The organism is Xanthomonas translucens pv. undulosa (assembly GCF_017301775.1).
GTDB classification, from domain to species: Bacteria; Pseudomonadota; Gammaproteobacteria; order Xanthomonadales; family Xanthomonadaceae; genus Xanthomonas_A; species Xanthomonas_A translucens.
Genome location: NZ_CP063993.1, coordinates 3519850 through 3536911, shown reverse-complemented (window position 1 = coordinate 3536911; position 17062 = coordinate 3519850). Strand labels below are relative to the sequence as shown.

The 17062-nt window shown below is 67.6% G+C and carries 15 protein-coding genes and 3 pseudogenes; 9 read left to right on the top strand and 9 right to left on the bottom strand.

The window, feature by feature from the left end; all coding sequences use genetic code 11:
- The first annotated feature begins 62 nt into the window (after nucleotides 1-62).
- The gene (locus ISN38_RS15035; RefSeq protein ID WP_003466450.1) at nucleotides 63-1931 is read left to right on the top strand and encodes an SLC13 family permease; all 1869 of its coding nucleotides are present in this window, start codon (nucleotides 63-65) and stop codon (nucleotides 1929-1931) included.
- 7 nt (nucleotides 1932-1938) lie between these two features.
- On the opposite strand, the gene ISN38_RS15030 is transcribed toward ISN38_RS15035, so the two are convergent.
- On the bottom strand, nucleotides 1939-2280 hold the full coding sequence (locus ISN38_RS15030) for a Rieske (2Fe-2S) protein (protein ID WP_003466452.1): 342 nt from the start codon (nucleotides 2278-2280) through the stop codon (nucleotides 1939-1941).
- Nucleotides 2281-2478: 198 nt separating this feature from the next.
- Between ISN38_RS15030 and ISN38_RS15025 the strand changes: the two genes are divergently transcribed.
- The 5 genes and pseudogenes from ISN38_RS15025 (at nucleotide 2479) to ISN38_RS15005 (ending at nucleotide 6702) form a co-directional block, all read left to right on the top strand.
- Nucleotides 2479-2751, top strand: a complete 273-nt coding sequence (locus ISN38_RS15025; protein ID WP_003466454.1) for a hypothetical protein — start codon at nucleotides 2479-2481, stop codon at nucleotides 2749-2751.
- A gap of 112 nt (nucleotides 2752-2863) precedes the next feature.
- Nucleotides 2864-3571, top strand: coding sequence for a fumarylacetoacetate hydrolase family protein (locus ISN38_RS15020; protein ID WP_003466457.1), 708 nt, complete (start codon nucleotides 2864-2866; stop codon nucleotides 3569-3571).
- Nucleotides 3572-3687: 116 nt separating this feature from the next.
- Nucleotides 3688-4107, top strand: a complete 420-nt coding sequence (gene mscL / locus ISN38_RS15015; protein WP_003466460.1) for a large-conductance mechanosensitive channel protein MscL — start codon at nucleotides 3688-3690, stop codon at nucleotides 4105-4107.
- 63 nt (nucleotides 4108-4170) lie between these two features.
- Nucleotides 4171-5586, top strand: a pseudogene (locus ISN38_RS15010) (M28 family peptidase).
- A 63-nt stretch (nucleotides 5587-5649) separates the two neighbouring features.
- Nucleotides 5650-6702 carry a LacI family DNA-binding transcriptional regulator gene (locus ISN38_RS15005; RefSeq protein ID WP_058359042.1) on the top strand — a complete coding sequence of 351 codons (1053 nt, stop codon included), beginning with the start codon at nucleotides 5650-5652 and terminating at the stop codon, nucleotides 6700-6702.
- A gap of 59 nt (nucleotides 6703-6761) precedes the next feature.
- Here ISN38_RS15005 and ISN38_RS15000 read toward each other — a convergent pair whose 3' ends face one another.
- The 4 genes and pseudogenes from ISN38_RS15000 to ISN38_RS14985 all read right to left on the bottom strand — a co-directional run bounded on the left by ISN38_RS15000 (nucleotide 6762) and on the right by ISN38_RS14985 (nucleotide 9688).
- Nucleotides 6762-7802 carry a cytochrome P450 gene (locus ISN38_RS15000; protein ID WP_003466465.1) on the bottom strand — a complete coding sequence of 347 codons (1041 nt, stop codon included), beginning with the start codon at nucleotides 7800-7802 and terminating at the stop codon, nucleotides 6762-6764.
- A gap of 99 nt (nucleotides 7803-7901) precedes the next feature.
- A complete protein-coding gene (locus ISN38_RS20890; protein ID WP_407071150.1) occupies nucleotides 7902-7982 on the bottom strand; it encodes a tryptorubin family RiPP precursor in 81 nt (26 codons plus the stop codon).
- Between the two features lie 237 nt (nucleotides 7983-8219).
- Nucleotides 8220-8389 (bottom strand): annotated as a pseudogene (locus tag ISN38_RS14990) (cytochrome P450); the annotation flags it as partial.
- A gap of 471 nt (nucleotides 8390-8860) precedes the next feature.
- Nucleotides 8861-9688, bottom strand: a complete 828-nt coding sequence (locus ISN38_RS14985) for a TrmH family RNA methyltransferase (protein WP_047325202.1) — start codon at nucleotides 9686-9688, stop codon at nucleotides 8861-8863.
- A gap of 42 nt (nucleotides 9689-9730) precedes the next feature.
- On the opposite strand from ISN38_RS14985, the gene ISN38_RS14980 reads away from it, so the two are divergent.
- Complete coding sequence (locus ISN38_RS14980) at nucleotides 9731-9961, top strand: hypothetical protein (RefSeq protein ID WP_155617081.1); 231 nt, start codon at nucleotides 9731-9733, stop codon at nucleotides 9959-9961.
- A 193-nt stretch (nucleotides 9962-10154) separates the two neighbouring features.
- On the top strand, nucleotides 10155-11237 hold the full coding sequence (locus tag ISN38_RS14975; RefSeq protein WP_003466474.1) for a hypothetical protein: 1083 nt from the start codon (nucleotides 10155-10157) through the stop codon (nucleotides 11235-11237).
- Between the two features lie 84 nt (nucleotides 11238-11321).
- Here ISN38_RS14975 and ISN38_RS14970 read toward each other — a convergent pair.
- The 3 genes and pseudogenes from ISN38_RS14970 to ISN38_RS14960 all read right to left on the bottom strand — a co-directional run.
- Nucleotides 11322-11672, bottom strand: a pseudogene (locus ISN38_RS14970) (alanine:cation symporter family protein); the annotation flags it as partial.
- A gap of 286 nt (nucleotides 11673-11958) precedes the next feature.
- A complete protein-coding gene (locus ISN38_RS14965) occupies nucleotides 11959-12798 on the bottom strand; it encodes a C1 family peptidase (protein WP_003466480.1) in 840 nt (279 codons plus the stop codon).
- A gap of 572 nt (nucleotides 12799-13370) precedes the next feature.
- Complete coding sequence (locus tag ISN38_RS14960) at nucleotides 13371-13925, bottom strand: GNAT family N-acetyltransferase (protein ID WP_003470302.1); 555 nt, start codon at nucleotides 13923-13925, stop codon at nucleotides 13371-13373.
- Between the two features lie 148 nt (nucleotides 13926-14073).
- On the opposite strand from ISN38_RS14960, the gene ISN38_RS14955 reads away from it, so the two are divergent.
- Nucleotides 14074-14403, top strand: a complete 330-nt coding sequence (locus ISN38_RS14955; RefSeq protein ID WP_003470300.1) for a polysaccharide deacetylase family protein — start codon at nucleotides 14074-14076, stop codon at nucleotides 14401-14403.
- Between the two features lie 68 nt (nucleotides 14404-14471).
- Here the strand turns inward: ISN38_RS14955 and ISN38_RS14950 are convergent, their stop codons facing one another.
- Nucleotides 14472-16955, bottom strand: coding sequence for a methyl-accepting chemotaxis protein (locus tag ISN38_RS14950; RefSeq protein WP_241753947.1), 2484 nt, complete (start codon nucleotides 16953-16955; stop codon nucleotides 14472-14474).
- Nucleotides 16956-17062: the final 107 nt, after the last annotated feature.

Here is a 17062-nt window from a genome sequence, read left to right as displayed (position 1 = left end):
CGCCTGCGTCAGACCATCGCTTCTGCCATTCTCCATTCCCGATTCCCCACTCCCGGCCCCCAATGGACACCGCGCTGACGCTGACCACCGATATGAAGCTCGTGCTCGGGCTGGTCGGCTTCACGATGGCGATGTTTGTGTTCGAGCGCATCCGCGCCGACGTGGTCGCGCTGGTGGTGCTGGTAGTGCTCGGGGTGACCGGGCTGGTCGCGCCGGAAGAGCTGTTCAGCGGTTTCTCCGGCAACGCGGTGATGAGCATCATCGCCACCACCATCCTCGGCGCCGGGCTGGAGCGCACCGGCGCGCTGAACCGGCTGGCGTCGTGGCTGTTGCGCCGCGCGCACGGCGTGGAAGAGCGGCTGATGCTGCTGACCACCGGCATCGCCGGGCTCAATTCCTCGTTCATGCAGAACCCCTCGGTGATGGCGCTGTACCTGCCGGTGGCCTCGCGCCTGGCCGCGCGCACCGGGCTGACCCTGCAGCGCCTGCTGCTGCCGATCGCCGCGGCGATCGTGATGGGCGGCGCGCTGACCATGGTCGGCAACTCGCCGCTGATCCTGCTCAACGACCTGCTGCAGTCGGCCAACAACAACCTGCCCTCGGGCATGGCCACGATCGAGCCGCTGCGCATGTTCGCGCCGCTGCCGATCGGCGTGGCGCTGCTGCTGGCCTCGCTGATCTACTTCCGCGTGCGCGGCGACCGCACGCTGATGGAAGAAGAACAACTGATCAACAACGGGGTCACCCCGGCACGCACCGAGAGCTACTTCGCGCGCACCTACGGCATCGAGGGCGACGTGTTCGAGCTGATCGTCAGTGCCGACAGCCCGCTGGTCGGCATGACCCTGGGCGAGGCCGAGACGGTGCACGACGCGCCGCTGCTGCTGGCGCTGAAGACCGGCAACGACACGCGCCTGGCGCCGCCGGCGGACATGCGCATCTGGGTCGGCAGCGTGCTCGGGGTGATGGGCGCGCGGCAGCAGGTGGCCGATTTCGCGCAGAACCAGTTCCTGCGCCTGTCCTCACGGCTGCGCAATCTCGGCGACCTGTTCAATCCCAGCCGCGCCGGCATCTCCGAGGCGGTGATTCCGCCGACCTCGCGCTTCATCGGCAAGAGCGCGGCCGAACTGCGCCTGCGCAAGCAGGCCGGGATCAGCCTGCTGGCGATCAACCGCGACAAGCAGGTGATCCGCGAGGACGTGCGCAAGGTGCCGCTGCGCGCCGGCGACATGCTGGTGTTCCACAGCATCTGGCAGGACCTGGCGCAGGCCTCGGAGAGCCGCGACTTCGTGGTGGTCACCGACTATCCGAAGGGCGAGCACCGCCCGCACAAATTCAAGATCGCGATGACCATCTTCGCGCTGACCATCCTGATCGCGCTGACCAGCAAGCTGCCGGTGGCGCTGACCCTGATGACCGGCGTGGCCGGCATGCTGCTGACCGGCGTGCTGCGCATGGACGAGGCCTACGCCTCGATCAACTGGAAGACCATCTTCATGATGGCCGGGCTGATCCCGCTGGGCTGGGCGATGGACAGCAGCGGCACAGCGGCCTGGGTCGCCGGCCATACCATCGCGCGGCTACCCGAAGGCGTGCCGGTGTGGGCGCTGGAGATCGCGCTGGCGCTGCTGACCACCGCGTTCTCGCTGGTCATCAGCCACGTCGGCGCGACCATCGTGATGGTGCCGATCGCGGTCAACCTGGCGTTGGCGTCTGGCGGCAATCCCACCGCGTTCGCGCTGATCGTGGCGCTGTCGGCGTCCAACAACCTGATGACCGCGTCCAATCCGGTGATCTCGATGGTCACCGGCCCGGCCAACTATCAGCCGCGCGAACTGTGGCGGGTCGGCGCGCCACTGTCGCTGATCTATACCGCGGTGGTGGTGCTGATGGTCAACCTGATGTCGATGGCCTGGTGGGGCGCGTTCTAGGCGCCACTCACGCCAGGACCACCTGGCCGTCGCGCACCGCCACCGGCACCGCGAGCAGGCTCTGGCCGCGGCACGGCCCCGACACGCAGCTGCCCTGCTGCAATTCGAACGTGGCGCCATGCGCGGCGCAGACCAGATGGCCTTCGCGGCTTTTCAGGAACTGCCCCGGCGCCCAGTCGAGGCGGCGCCCGGCATGCGGACACACGTTCAACCAGGCGCGTACGCCGTCGCCGTCGCGATACAGCAGCAACGATTCGACAGCGCCGCCGAGCGTGGCCTCGGCCTCGACCAGACTGCTGGGTGCGAGCTGCTCCAGTTGCGCCAGCACGGCGGAAGATGACTCGGTCATGGAAAGACGGCGGCAACGCGGAAACAGCCGCCATTCTTGCATGTCCGCGGTGCGCGCCCACGCCGCGCTGCACTTGGCCGCGACACGCAAGGCCTTGTACGGGAAAGCGTTAACTTTTTTCTTAACGAACTTTTCACTCTGTCACAGAAGACAGCGCGGATACTGCCGCCTCGGTTCAAACTGACACAGACTTCTGCCATGCGTGCACGCGCCTTTCATTTCGATCAGTTCCGGCATGTCTTCGCGCCGCGCAAGCCGCGCCATCCGCTGGTGAAACTGGCCGTCGGTTTGCTTGGCCTGGCGATCCTCGCCGGGCTGGTGTTCGTCAGCGTGTTCGTCGGCGCGGCGATGATCCTCGGCGGCATCGCGATGAAGCTGCTGAGCCAGCGCGGCAAGCGCGCGTCCGCGGCGCGCCAGCAGGTGGTCGATGGCGAGTACCGCGTGTTGCGCAAGCCGGCGCTGCCGCTTTAACGCGGGGAATGGGGAGTGGGGAACCGTGAAAGCGATGTCCTCGCGCCCGCTGGAATTGGCTTGAACCCGACGCGTTAGACTGCTGCATCCTGTTCTTTACTGGATGCATCCCATGAAAGACCTGTTTGCTGCTGCCGAAGCGCCACGCGTGTCCGTGCGTGGGCTGGGGCTGTTTCCGGTGCATCGCATCTACTGCGTGGGCCGCAATTTTGCCGACCATGCGCGCGAGATGGGCGCCAGCGCGCCGGCCTCGAAGGCCGAGCGCGGCCAGCCGACGTTCTTCATGAAACCGGCCGATGCGCTGGTGATCGGCAGCGACTCCATTCCCTACCCGTCCGCGACCCAGGACCTGCACCACGAAGTGGAGCTGGTGGTGGCGCTCGGCCAGGATGCGCCGGCCGGCGTGCTCGGCGTCGAGGATGCGACCGCACTGGTGCTCGCCTACGGCGTCGGCCTGGACCTGACCCGGCGCGACCTGCAGGCCGCGGCCAAGGCCAGGGGCCTGCCATGGGACATCGCCAAGGGCTTCGACCATTCCGCGCCGATCAGCGAACTGATCCCGGCCGGCGAAGTCGGTGCGCTGGAGGCGTTGAACCTGTCGCTGGAGGTCAACGGCCAGGTGCGCCAGCAATCGCTGCTCGATCAGATGATCTGGAACGTGCCGGAGATCCTGCACGAACTGTCCAAGCTGTTCGCGCTGCGCGCCGGCGACCTGGTGTTCATGGGCACGCCGGCCGGCGTGGCCGCGCTGCAGCCGGGCGATCGCTTCAGCGCACGGCTGGAAAACGTCGCCGAGCGCCACGGCACCATCGTCGGCTGAGCGATGCCGTGTCGCCGCCGCTGCTTGTCGATGCGCGGCTTGATCCGGGAATGACAACGACTGCGCTAGGCTTGCGCAGCGGCGACAGGCCCGCGCAACGATTTGAGGACCCACTGATGAGCATGATCCGCGAGTTCAAGGAATTCGCCATGCGCGGCAACGTGCTGGACCTGGCGGTCGGCGTGGTGCTCGGCGCCGCGTTCGGCAAGATCGTCACGGCGCTGGTGGAGAAGATCATCATGCCGCCGATCGGCATGCTCGCCGGCGGCGTGGATTTCTCGCGCTGGGCGTGGACGCTGAAGGCGGCCACGGTGGACGCGGCGGGCAAGGACGTGCCGCCAGTGGTGATCGGCATCGGCGATTTCCTCAACACTATCCTGCAGTTCGTGATCGTGGCCTTCGCCATCTTCATGCTGGTCAAGGCGATCAACCGCATCGCGCGCAAGCAACCGCCCGCGCCCAAGGCGCCGAGCGAGGAAGTGCTGCTGCTGCGCGAGATCCGCGATGCGTTGAAGCACGACGCCACGCCGCAGTAACTGTCGTGCGTAGGCGCGACACGCGCTGCTAAGCTCGTGGTTCACCCTGTTGCTGAGTCCTTCATGCGCCGTCTTGCCGTCGTCATCGCCGCCATGTTTGTTGCCTCGTCCGCCGCCACGGCCGAGAAGACCACCCGCATGCCGGACGCGGCGCTGTCCACCGCCGCCACGCTGCGCGAGCAGGCGCTGGCCGACGACACCGGTTGGAAGGTGGTCGCATCGCTGACCACCGAAGTCGGCCCGCGCATGGCCGGCAGCGAAGCCGATGCGCGCGCGGTCGCGTGGGCCACGGCCAAGTTCCAGGCGCTGGGCTTCGACAAGGTGTGGACCGAGCCGGTGACGTTCCCGAAATGGGAGCGGCGCAGCGAACACGCGCAGGTGCTCGGCGCCAATGCGCAGCCGCTGCGCGTCACCGCGCTGGGCGGGAGCCCGGCCGGCACGGTCGAGGCCGTGGTGGTGCGCTTCGCCGACCTCGCCGCGCTGCAGGCCGCCCCCGCCGGCTCGCTGCGCGGCAAGATCGCCTTCGTCGATTACCAGATGGTCAAGGCGCGCGACGGCAAGGACTACGGCAATGGCGGCGCGGTGCGCAGCAAGGGGCCGTCGGAGGCGATCCGCAAGGGTGCGATCGGCTTCGTAATGCGCTCGGCCGGCACCGATTCGCACCGTGTGCCGCATACCGGCATCACCCGGTTCGACGAAGGCCTGACCCCGGTGCCTGCAGCGGCACTGTCGGTGCCCGACGCCAACCAGCTGGCGCGGCTGCTCGCGCGCGGCCCGGTGCGGCTGCGCCTGGCGCTGGACTGCGGCTGGGACGGCCAGGCCACCTCGTACAACGTGATCGGCGAGATCACCGGGCGCAGCAAGCCCAAGGACGTGGTGGTGATCGGCGGTCATCTGGATTCGTGGGACCTGGGCACCGGCGCGATCGACGATGGGGCCGGCGTCGGCATCAGCATGGCCGCCGGACACCTGATCGGCCAGCTCAAGCGCGCGCCCAAGCGCAGCATCCGCGTGGTCGCCTTCGCCAACGAAGAACAGGGACTGTAAGGCGGCAAGGCCTATGCGCAAGCGCACGCCCAGGACGTGGCGCTGCACCAGATCGCCGCCGAGAGCGACTTCGGCGCCGGCCGCATCTATGCGTTCAACACCGGCTCCGGTGATGCCACCGCCTCGCGCCAGGCGACCCGGCAGATCGCCGAGGCGCTGGCGCCGCTCGGCATCGCCTACGCGCCGGACAGCGGCGGCCCCAGTCCGGACGTGGGCCCGCTCGCGGCCAAGGGCGGCGCCTGGGCGTGGCTGGCGCAGGACGGCAGCGATTACTTCGATCTGCACCACACCGCCGACGACACCCTGGACAAGATCGATCCCAAGGCGCTGGCGCAGAACGTCGCCGCCTTTGCGGTGTTCGCCTATCTGGCCGCGGAGGCCGACGGCGGTTTCGGCAGCCAGGCCAAGACAGTGCAACCGCCCCGGAAGTAAGCTAACGGGCCTGCCGCGGGGGATGTGCAGGCTTTCCCTTTTCGCAATATCGCCAGGACCACGATGGGCAAACGGCAAGGTCGTGCAGGCTCCGCGGTAACGCTTCTGGATGTGGCGCAGCACGCAGGCGTCTCGCCGATGACCGCCTCGCGCGTGATCAACCGCCACCCGCGGGTGGGCGCGTCGCTGCGCGAGCGCGTCGAGGCCTCGATCAAGACCCTCGGCTACCGTCCCAACCTGGCCGGGCGCTCGTTGCGCACCGCCAGCCTGGCGCGGATCGGGGTGCTGTACAGCAATCCCAGCGCGGCCTATCTCAACCAGTTCATGCTCGGCATCCTCGAACAGAGCAGCCTGGACGGCAGCCAGGTGCTGGTGGAGAAGCGCGACGACAGCGGCAGCCAGCGCACCGCCACCGAGCGCCTGCTCGACGCCGGCGTGGACGGGGTGATCCTGCCGCCACCGCTGTGCGATTCGCGGCACACCATCAAGGAACTGGACGCGCACGGCATCCCGGTGGTCGCCGTGTCCACCGGCACGCCGATGCACGGCGTCAGTTCGGTACGCATCGACGACTACCAGGCGGCCTGCACGATCACCCGGCATCTGCTCGACCTCGGCCACCGCGACATCGGCTTCATCAGTGGTGATCCCCAACACACCCCGAGCGCGCCGCGCAGCCGCGCGTTCTTCGACACCATGGCCGCGGCCGGCCTGCCTGTGGGCGCCGCGCGCGTGGCCGAAGGCCTGTTCACCTATCGGTCCGGGCTGCTCGCCGCAACTGCGCTGCTGCAGGCCGCGCCGCGCCCCAGCGCGATCCTGTGCAGCAACGACGACATGGCCGCCGCCGCGGTGGCGATCGCCTACAGCTTGCGCCTGCGCGTACCCGAGGACCTGTCGATCGCCGGCTTCGACGACACCCCGGTGGCGACCACGATCTGGCCCGAGCTGACCACCATCCACCAGCCGGTCACCGCAATGGGCCGCGCCGCGGTGACGCTGCTGCTCGACGAGATCCGCCAACGCCGCGCCGGCCTGCCCAGCCGCGGCATCCACCAGCTGATGGAGTACACGCTGGTGACGCGCGGCTCGACCGCGCCGCCGGCGCACGCGCAGTAGCCGGCTTCGCGCGGCCGCAAACGGCGTGTTCGGGCGCGGCCCTCACCGCCGCGCGCGTCTCAGTGGCGGACGACGTCGACCTGAGCGACACCGAGCAGTCCGGCCAGCGGCACCTCGGCGCGGGTCTGCCGCGGACTGGCGGCCAGGCCCTGGCCGCGCAGCAGGTCGAGCAAGCGTTCCGCCAGCGGCATCACCATGTGCCGCCCCCAGCAGCGTTCGGAGGCGTGGCCGAACGGCAGATAGCCGGGCTGGACGTCGGGATCCAGGCCGTCCCAGCGCTCGGGACGGAACGCCTGCGGTTCGTCCCACAGCGCCGGATCGCGGTGACTGAGCAACGGCAGCACCAGCACGTCGTCGGCGGCGCCGATCCGCGCGTCCAGCGCCATGTATTCGGGCGAGGCGTTGCGCAGGATGTTCCAGGAGGGCGGCAGCAGGCGCATCGATTCGTAGAGGATATTGCGGTTCGACGTGCAGGCCTCGAACGGCGATCCGAGCCATAGCGCGTTGGCGACAAGCGTGGAGATGGTGAAGCAGACCGGCGCGGCGGTGCGCCGGTACAGGCCCATCGCATAGCGCCGCTCGTGGTAGCCGCCTGCAGCCGCGCTCAGCGTGGCCAGCGCCGAAGCGCCCGCCTGAGGCGCAAGCGGCGCCACCGCGCCCGCAGCGATGACCGCCCAGGTCAGCTTGGGCGTCAGTTCCAGCACCCGGTCCATCAACAGGCGCAGCCGCAGTGGATCGTCGCCGAGCAGCAGGTCGCGCAGATAGACATGGCCGACGTGGGGCCACGGGCCGGACAGATCGGCGTTCGGGGGAGCTGGCTGCTTCAATGCCTCGCGCACGTCGCGGCCGATCGCCTGCATCAACTTCGACGCATCGGCGCGCGCAATCGAGCGCCCGTGCAACGGCTTGAACGTCGGGCGCTCCCATTCCGTCGCCGGCCTGGCGTCGAGCAAACGGTGGGTCAACGCCGGCCCGGCGACACCGATCGTATCGGCATCCAGGCGGAATGCGTCCTGGCCCAGATGGTCGTGCAGCAACGCCTGCAGCCGCGGCGCGAGAACCGTGGCGCGGGCCTGCCTGTCACGCACGATGGCGGACATCCGCGCGCTCCGCAATGCAAAGGCCCGTGCCTGGCGAATCGGCATTCGCCAGGCACGGGCCGCATCGCATACCGCATTGCATCGATGGCGCGACGCGGATCAGTACCAGATGTACCAGGCGTACGATTTCAGACTCTTCTTGGAAGACAGCAATCGCTTGATCGAAAAAAGCGCTTTCATGATCGGCATCCTGTTGGAATTGCGAATGACCCCTTTCGGGGGAGAGCACCTGCACCTCGCGCAGGCGGGCATGCACACAACGAGCCGATATCCCCACTGTCGGAGCGCGCACCATCGAAGCTACTCCGCCGCTATGCGTGGCGCAAACGCAAAACATGAGGCTGCGCACACAATGCCGTAGCCAAAATCCATCGACGGATTCCCCCTGCAGCCGCAGGGGCAATCGGCGTCATTCGCGCGCTCATGCTCGGTCGCGGGCCGGACACTGAGCAGGCGATGCACCAGCGCCTGCCCGGCGACGCCGACTGTGTCCGCGTCCAGCCGCCGACATGCTCGCTTAACAGCGCCTGCAACCGCAGAGCCAAGACGGTGGCACGCCCATCGCGATCGAAAACGGTGGCTGACATCGGCCCCTCACAACTGCCAAGGCCGGCGCCGGATGCATCGCCTGCACCGGACGCCGACCATATCGCAGGCCGCGTCGTCGCCGACGCCGGTCATTAGGCGATGTATACAGGCCAAGAGTACGACTTCAGGCCCTTCTTGGACGACAACATCTGCTAGATCGAGAACAGCATCTTCATGAGCGATATCCTGTCGTGGAGTTGAGGATTGGAATGCCGGCAAGCGTGTATTCCGCCGCCGCACCATCAGGCCCGCGCAGCGCAAACGATTCCCACGCCTGCGAACCCGTGGTCGAAGCTACGCCACAACCACAGGGATGCACAAACGCGAACCATGAGGCAACGCAAACAACCCAGTAGACAACTCCGCCGGCACGCATTCCGCGTCGGAACCGACTGCGCGGCGCAGACCGATCGCGTCAGTGGCGACTCCGCGCGACGCACATGTCAAAGCGTGCAGGCACAGTCTCCGTCTTACGACGCCGCGACGCGGCGGCGCCAGGCGCCGAGCAGCACCGCGGTGGCGGCGGCGACGTTGAGGCTTTCCACCGCGCCGCTGCCGGGGATCGACAGGCGCAGTTCGCAGGCCTGCGCGAACTCGCGGTCCATGCCCTCGCGCTCGGCGCCCATCACGTAGACCAGGCGCGGCGGCAGCGCGGCGGCGAACACGTCGGCGCCGCCGTCCACCAGCGTCGCCGCCAGCGCGAAGCCGGCCGCACGCAATTGCGCCAATGCTTGTTCCGTCGGCGGCAGCCGCACCAGCGGCAGCGCCTCGGCGCCGCCTTCGGCCACGCGCGCGGCGGCGCCGGACAACGCCAGCGTCGCGGTGTCCGGCAGCAGGATCGCGGCGGCGCCGAAATGCGCGGCCGAGCGCAGGATCGCGCCGAAGTTGTGCGGGTTGCCGACCCCGTCCAGCCACAACGCCAGCGCCGGACCCGGCGCCAGCGTCTGCAGCCACGCCGTCAGCGGCAACGGTTCGGCGCGCACCACGTCGGCGACCACACCCTCATGGTGTGCGCTGGCCGCGAGCTTGTTCAGATCGGCTTCTTCCACCACGCGGTAGCCGACGCGATTGGCCGCGCACCACTTGAGCAGCGGCTGCAACGCCGGAATCCGCGCCTCGGCCAGGTACAGCTTGCGAATCGCCTCGGGCCGGCGCGCGTACACCGCACGCACCGCGTTGAGACCATACAGGCGCAGTTCGCCGCGATTGGCGTCGGCCGCGCGCGGCACCAGCGCGGCACGTTCGGGCGGCGCGGGCGAACGCGGGCCACGTGGGCTCTTGCCCCAGGGCGAGGTCATCGGTGCACGCCCATGGCGCAGCAGGAACGAAGGACATGACGCATGGGAAGTCTCCTGAAAAACACGCGGGTCGCGCGCCAGGCCGGCGCGCTCGGGGGATTTTCGCTCATTCGGGCGCCCCCGGCTGCCCGGGGTATGCCGATCGCGGGCCGACACTTGTCTACGCCGCACAACACGAAACGCAAACGCCTGGCCAGCCTGATCGTTAAGCAGTTCGCCATGGCTGCGCATTATGCGGGATTGGCGCATTTACGCGAGGAAATACAACAATAACGCGCGCCATGCATGATTCATCGTCACCGCTCCTTCAGCCCTCCAGGCAGGTCTTATCGAGACGCCCCACGCCCGGCCCATCCGCTTCGCTCACCGAAATTCGGCAGCCCCGATCCGGCGCGTACGCGCGCATGCCGGACGCAATACGCCGGCTTCCGAAGCACTTTCCGCATTTTCTCGATAAGGCGATTCCATGCACTTCGATCCACCTAGCGCGCCCTCGGCGGCACGCCGCTGCGCCGCGCTGCTGCTGTTGCTGCCCCTGATAGGCCTGAGCGCCACCGCGCTGGCGCAGACATCCTCACCCGATGTGCGTCTGGCGCGGGTCGGCGCCCTGCCCGCCGAGCACAAACCTGCCGGCGTCCCCGACGACTACGTGCAGACCCCGTTCGGCTACTTCCCACCAGCCTGCGTGCGCCAGGTCCACAACGGCGAGCGCCTCCTCAAGGACGGCGGCCTGCAACACGCCAATGGCACGCGCGAACAGGCGCAGGCCTGTACCCAGGACAACTTCACTCCCAACGGCACCCGGGTGCGACCCGACGGACGCGGCATCGATGGCCAGCAGGTCCGTGGCAATGCGGCGCTGGCAGCATCGAGGTCTCGCCGCTCGGTGCCGGCGTCGATCTCCAACGGTTATATGCCAGCGTCGATCTCCAAAGGCTATCTAAAGGTCGCCGGCTACTACACCGGCACGCCGCTCGGACGCATCGTGGCGAGTTGGACAGTGCCGCAGAACCCGACCAACGTGGCGCAACAGACGGTGTACTTCTTCCCGGGGTTGCAAAGCAATGATCCGACGATCCTGCAGCCGGTACTGGGCTACCGCGGCGAAAACAATGCCTGGGATCTGAGCAGCTGGAACTGCTGCCAGGAAGGCACGGTATGGTACAGCGATTACATAAAGGCCAAGGCAGGCGATCAGATCGTAGGCGACACCTATGCGACCTGCGGCACCGGTAACCCGTGCTATGACTGGAACGTCGACACGCGCAACCTCACCACTGGCCAGAGCGTACGCCTCAGCACCACGTACGACATCGATTCGGAGTCGCACCAGGTGATGGGCGGCTCGCTGGAGGTGTATTCGCTGGACAGTTGCGACCAGTACCCACCGGAAGGCAGCATCACGTTCACCAATATCGGCGTGTACGACTACCAAATGAACCGCGTGCGGTCGCCGCCATGGGGCGTGCTGGACTTCAGCTCCGGATACGACATGCAGTGCGACTACGATGTTCAGACCACCTCCACCTCGGCGACGATCTTCTACTGATCGCGTTCTGTCCCAAGGGCATGACGCCGCTGCCGGCCACAGGCCAGCAACGGTGTCATCAGGGAGTGCACGGCGGCGTGGCGCTCATTCGCCGCACGGCGCGGGCGGCACCAGGCGTTCACGCCACAGATCGGCGTTCTTGATGCCCAGCGGCAGCCGATCGAACACCGGGTCAAGGCCCGCCTTCTTCTGCCGCTCGCAGTCGCGCAGCGCCAGCAGCGCTGGCGTCTGCAAGATCAGGATCAGGATCAGGATGGCGATGATGTTGAGCCAGGCCATCAAGCCCACGCCGATGTCGCTCAGCGACCACGCCAGCCTGGCGTCGTGGAACGCGCCGAACACCACCCTGCCGAGGATGCCCAGGCGCAGCACCAGCACGCTGAGCGGACGGCGGCGGTTGCCGTTGATGTAGCTGAGGTTGGTCTCGGCCATGTAGTTCCGAAGGATGCCTGGCGCTCAACCAGCTCGCGCGATCCTGCCGCATGCAAATGCGCGGCGAGACGGGATAGGAATCGTGCTCGCGGCAAACCGCCGCACGAATGCTCACCGAACCGGCATGATTCTTCCGCGCGAGACAGCGCAAAACTGCTCCCGATCACGGCTCCGACATAACCGACCGGACGGAAGGATCGTGCCTGCGCCGATCCTTCCGTATCCAGCATGCACAGCGTGTACTCAGCACGTTGCTCCGGTGCGCAATGCACCAGCCTTGGCATTCACTTCAATGATTCGCTGTGGCGACGATTGCCTGATTCACATCGTGCTCCACCACGCTCCAGGCGAGGATGCCGTAGCCGTCGTTGCCCCATTCGGTGCCCCAGTGGTTCTGGATGAGCAATCCATCGGCGTTGTAGCCGACCGCAAGAACTGCATGATAGCCCCGGATCGTGCCGCTGTCGTCTCTATCGATCGGGTTACTGGGGGACATATTATTGAATCCGGGGCGTATTGGAAGGATAATCGCGACCGGCTGATAATTCGCCAGCGCTACCTTCAGCGCTTTGCTGAGCGCACTGCCGCCGTTGGCGTTGCCGTCGGAGAACAGCACGGTATAGTCCTTGAACAACTGCGGCTTGAATCTTGCCGCATTCGCGCGCTCGTCGTCGGTCGGCAGATCATTCCAGTCGTAGTTGCCCTGAAAATAGTCCTCCTCGGTATCAATCCCCTGCTCGACCGAGAGACGAAACGCGTCCAACGGATTGGCTCCCTTGTCGACGCTGCCGTTGATCTGGGAATAGACATACATCGGAGCGAACAGGTTGACGCTTTCCCCATTGAAATTGGCATACCAACCGGCGAGGTCATGGGCGACGGTCCACCCCACGCATGAGTTGACAGCGCCCTGATCCCCGATCTCCACCGCCCAGGGGCTCAGGTCGACGCTGCTCGGCGGTGCCGACGCGATGTTCGCGGCGCTCACCTCGGGCATGGTCACCGGCTGCCGCAGCTTCGGCAACATGGCGCCCATGCCGTGTCGCGCGTTGTCGGCCATCGCCAGGCCCGCGCAAGACAGGCCCGCGAGGCAGATGAGGCCGGACCAGGTCAGGCGTGTGTTCTTCATTCTGTTCTCTCAGTTGAAAAGTCATTGTTTCGATAACCAGCGGTTGCCAAATGAGGTGTCGCGATCGCAACGGCCACGCATGTCCTCGTGGCCGAGCGCGCACACTGCTGGCGCCGCGAAGCGTGGCGAAAGCGCGAAAGGAAGGATTGGCCGAATACGCGTTGAAACGCGCTAATTCAGCACAACTTCCGCAAATCGAGATACCGTCACGAGAACCTCGCAATCGGCGTCACGCCCATGCGAAACAAACCGTAGACAAATGCCACGGCCGCGCTCGCCAAAGGCGCCAACCGCTGTGTCCGCTTGAAGTCGCGCGATACCACAACAACGGCCAGCGCTGTACCGACACGCGACAGGGGCAAGTTGCAAGCCCCGCCATCTCGGCAGGCGCACCGGCGAACCGTCCGCATGCGATCGCCCGTCACACAGGCCTCCGCGTCACGCGGGCGGCGCGCGCCGGCCCTGGAGGCTGCTGGCACCCGCGACCACGACCATGCGCCCTCGCCAGCCGCATGGCGTGCCGGAAACCCGCATCCGCGCGTGCATCAGCAGCGGCGCTACGCCGCGCCGCACTAAGGCGCCTGCAGGCGGCCGAACAGGTGCAGATCGTGCAAGCGCCCCTGCTTGCGCAGCGCGCCGCGGCGGATGCCTTCGTGGACGAAGCCGTTCTTCTCCAGCACCCGCACCGAGGCCGGGTTGCTGTCCAACACGCTGGTTTCGATGCGCAGCAATCCCAGTGCTGGGATCGCCCAGTCCAGATACGTGGCGACGATCCGCGTCATCCGCTCCTGGCCCCAGTAGCGGCGCCCCAGCCAATAGCCGAGTTCGGCGACATGCGCGCGCTCGCCGCGCCCGGGACGCAGGGCGATGCTGCCGCAGGCCTCGCCGTCGATCTCGATCGCCAGCAGCGGATGCCCTAGATCCACCACGCGCCCGCTCAGGAACGCCTCGCCGTCGGCACGGGTGTAGGGATGCGGAAAACGTTCGCTGAGGCCGCGCACCACCTGCGCATCGTCGGCATGGCGCAGCAGCGCTTCCAGATCGTCGCCGCGCCAACGGCGCAGTTGCATCCCGTCGATGCGCAGGCGCAGATCGCGCCACGCCGTGGCGCTTGGGTCATCGGGCATCGGCAGCGCTCCTGCACAGGGGCACCCGAGCATACCGCGGTGGCGCGCAGCGCAACCAGGCGACGCGCGCGCGCAACGTCCGCGCTGCTGCCGGCGCATACGACAGGCCGGCGAAAGGTTTGCGCGCGCTAATGCAGCGCGCCCTTCCTTGCACGATCGTGCCGAGCCGTCCGAAGTCGGCGCGCACACGTGCTCGCATCCGCGCCTGACAGCGTGCAGCGATGCCGCGCTGCGCGAGGAGATCGGCGGCTGCAAACGCGCGCTGGAGGATCTGCTTGGCGAACCGGTCACCCAGTTCTGCTACCCATATGGCAACGTGGACGCGCGCGTCGCCGCGACCGTGCAAGAGGCCGGCTATGTCGCCGCGACCACCACCCGCCACGGCCGCGCCATACCCGGCTCCGATCCGTGGCGCTATCCGCGCATCCAGGTCGCGCGGCACCACCTGCTGCCCCAGACGCAACCCGGCGCGCAGTGACGCCCGCCGTCGCAGCGCCGAACGCATCGGCAGTGTCCGGCACGGCGGCCGGCCATGCGCGCTTATGGCTAAGTGGCCTCGGCGAGCGGGGCCGTGGTGTCCGGCAACCGGAATGTCGCGATCACTTCGACCAGATTGCCCACTTCCGTTTCCAGGCTATGCGCCGCCGCCGAGGCCTCCTCGGCAAGCGCGGCGTTTTGCTGGGTATTGCCGTCCATCTGCGCGATGGCCGAACTGATCTGGCCGATCTCGCCGGCCTGTTCGCGCGAGGCCTCGGCGATCGAGCGCATGATCTCGGCCACGTCGCTGACCGAACCGACGACCTCGCCCATCCGCGCGCCAGCTTCTTCGGCCATCTGCGTGCCATCGCCGATGTCGTGGACCGAACGCGCGATCAGCTGGCCGATATCCCGCGACGCGGCCTCGACTGCCGCGTTGAGCGCCAGGATGTTGGTCTGGAACGCGATGCCGTCGATCAGGCCGATGATTTCGTGGATGCGCCGGCTCGACTCCTGCAGCTTGCGCATCGTCGACAAGGTGCGCACCATCACCTCGCCGCCCTGCTCGGCGCGGGTACGTGCCTCGGCGGCCAGGCCGCTGGCGCGATCGGCGTTGCCGGTATTGCGCTGTACCGACGCGGCCGTGGCTGTGGCCGAACCGACGGTTTCCTCGAGCGCCGCCGCCTGGCGCCCGGTGCGGCTGGACAGCTCGCTGTTGCCCTGCCCGATCTCCGCCGCGGCATTGCTGATCGCATCGGCGGAGCGCTGGATGCGCAGCACGGTCCCGCCCAGCTGTTCGGCAGTCTGGTGGGCGCTGTCGCGCAATCGCGCGAACATGCCATCGAACTGACCGCGCATGGTCTCGCGCAAGTCGCCGCTGGCCAGCGCGGCCATGAAACGGTCCAGTTCGCCGAGCCCGCCCGCAGCATTCTGCATCAGCTGGTTCATGCCATTGACCATGTCGGCATAGGCGAATTCCAGGCCGGTGGCGTCGCCGCGCACTGCGAAATCGCCGCGCGCGGCGGCGCCGGCCAACGCCAGGATCTCGTGATTGACGCGCTGCAGGCGCTCACGCACCTGGTTGATCGCCGAGGATATCTCCGCGCGCCGCCCCGGCATGTCCTCGACCCGCACCGAGAGATCGCCGCGCGCATAGTGGCCCACCACCTCGGCCATGCGCTGCTGGACGCGGATGTGTCCCTCGAATGCATCGTTGAGCGCGGTCGCCATCTCGCGGAAGCTGCCCTCGAACTGCACGGTATCGATGCGCGCGTCGGTATCGCCGCGTGCGTGGCGGTCGGCGACATCGCGCTGCGCGCGGTCGAAGCCCTGCAGCGTGGCGCTGACGCGCGCGGCCTCGTCGGCGATGGTTTGCAATTCGTCGCCCGAGCGCAGTTCGATGCGTTCGGGGAACTGGCCATGCGCCAGCATCCGGCTGGCCCACGCCAGCCGCTGCAGCGCGCGCCGCAACGAGCGCGAAAAACCGACGAAACAGTAGATTTCCAGCAGGATGCAGATCGCGCAGACCGTCAATACGATCGCGCGGTTGCGCTCCAGCGCCGCCAGCCGTGCGGCCAGCAGGCGCTCGAGCTGCGGCAACGCGGCCTCGACCACCGCATGCGCGCCGTCCACCAGCGCCGTGCCCTTGGCGAAGTAGTCGGACGCGGCGACCGTCGGCGGCTGCGCGCCGCCGAATTCGCGTTCGGTCAGCTGCATGTAGCCGGCATGCGCGGTATCGACCTTGACTGCGGCGCTGACGATCCCGGCCATCAGCGGATCGGCCTTGAGCACCTGTTCGAAAGCCTCGCGGTTGTTACCGTAGATGTATTCGGCGATGCCCTTGTTGGAACGGATCTTCTCGCGGACCGCACTGGAGTTGTCGCCCGCGGCCAGGGCGCCTGCTCCCTGGCCGCGCATCACCCCGATCCGCTCCATATAGGCCGGCAAGCGCCGGGTCACACTGTCCACCAGCATGTACGACTCGACCCGGGCATCGAGCGTGAGATTACTGCGCTGCGCCAGAGCCGAGACGAAATCGAGCAACCCTTCCACCTGCGCGGTATGCCTGGCGAAGCTCTGCTGCGGCGAGAGCGACTCGCTGTCCTGCTCCAGTGCGCGCCAAGCGTCGCGCAATGCCGCCCAGCGTTGACCAAGCCCGAGCTCGCGGCCGGTCCCGTTGAAATAGGCATCGAGTTCAGAGATGGCCTTGCCCGCGCCGGCACGGGCGTCGCCCACCGCCTTGCGCGCGCCGGCATCGCCATTGAGCAGCCGGTTCATGTTGCCGCGATGGCGCTGCATCTGCACCGCAAGCTCGACCGCCGGCCCGATGGCCTGCGCGCCGATGCGCTCCTTGCGCACGAACTCCACTTCCCTGCCGAGCAACGGCACGAAGAACGCCAATGTCACCAGTGTCGCCAGCAAGCCCACCGATCCGAGCAGCAGCATGCGCTGTCGCAGGTGCAGGCGATCCATCATCGCGGTGATGGGCGCAAACATCCGTTCCGACACGCTCGACGACAACGCCCCGACGCGCGCTTCGGCTTTGCCTGCCATTTCCATCTCCATTCTCTGCGCGGTGGCGAAACCGTTCACCCATGGGCCGCAGGCGCCATGCCCGAGACATCGCAGGGTATTGCGCCCCCCGAACCTTAGCGGCCGCG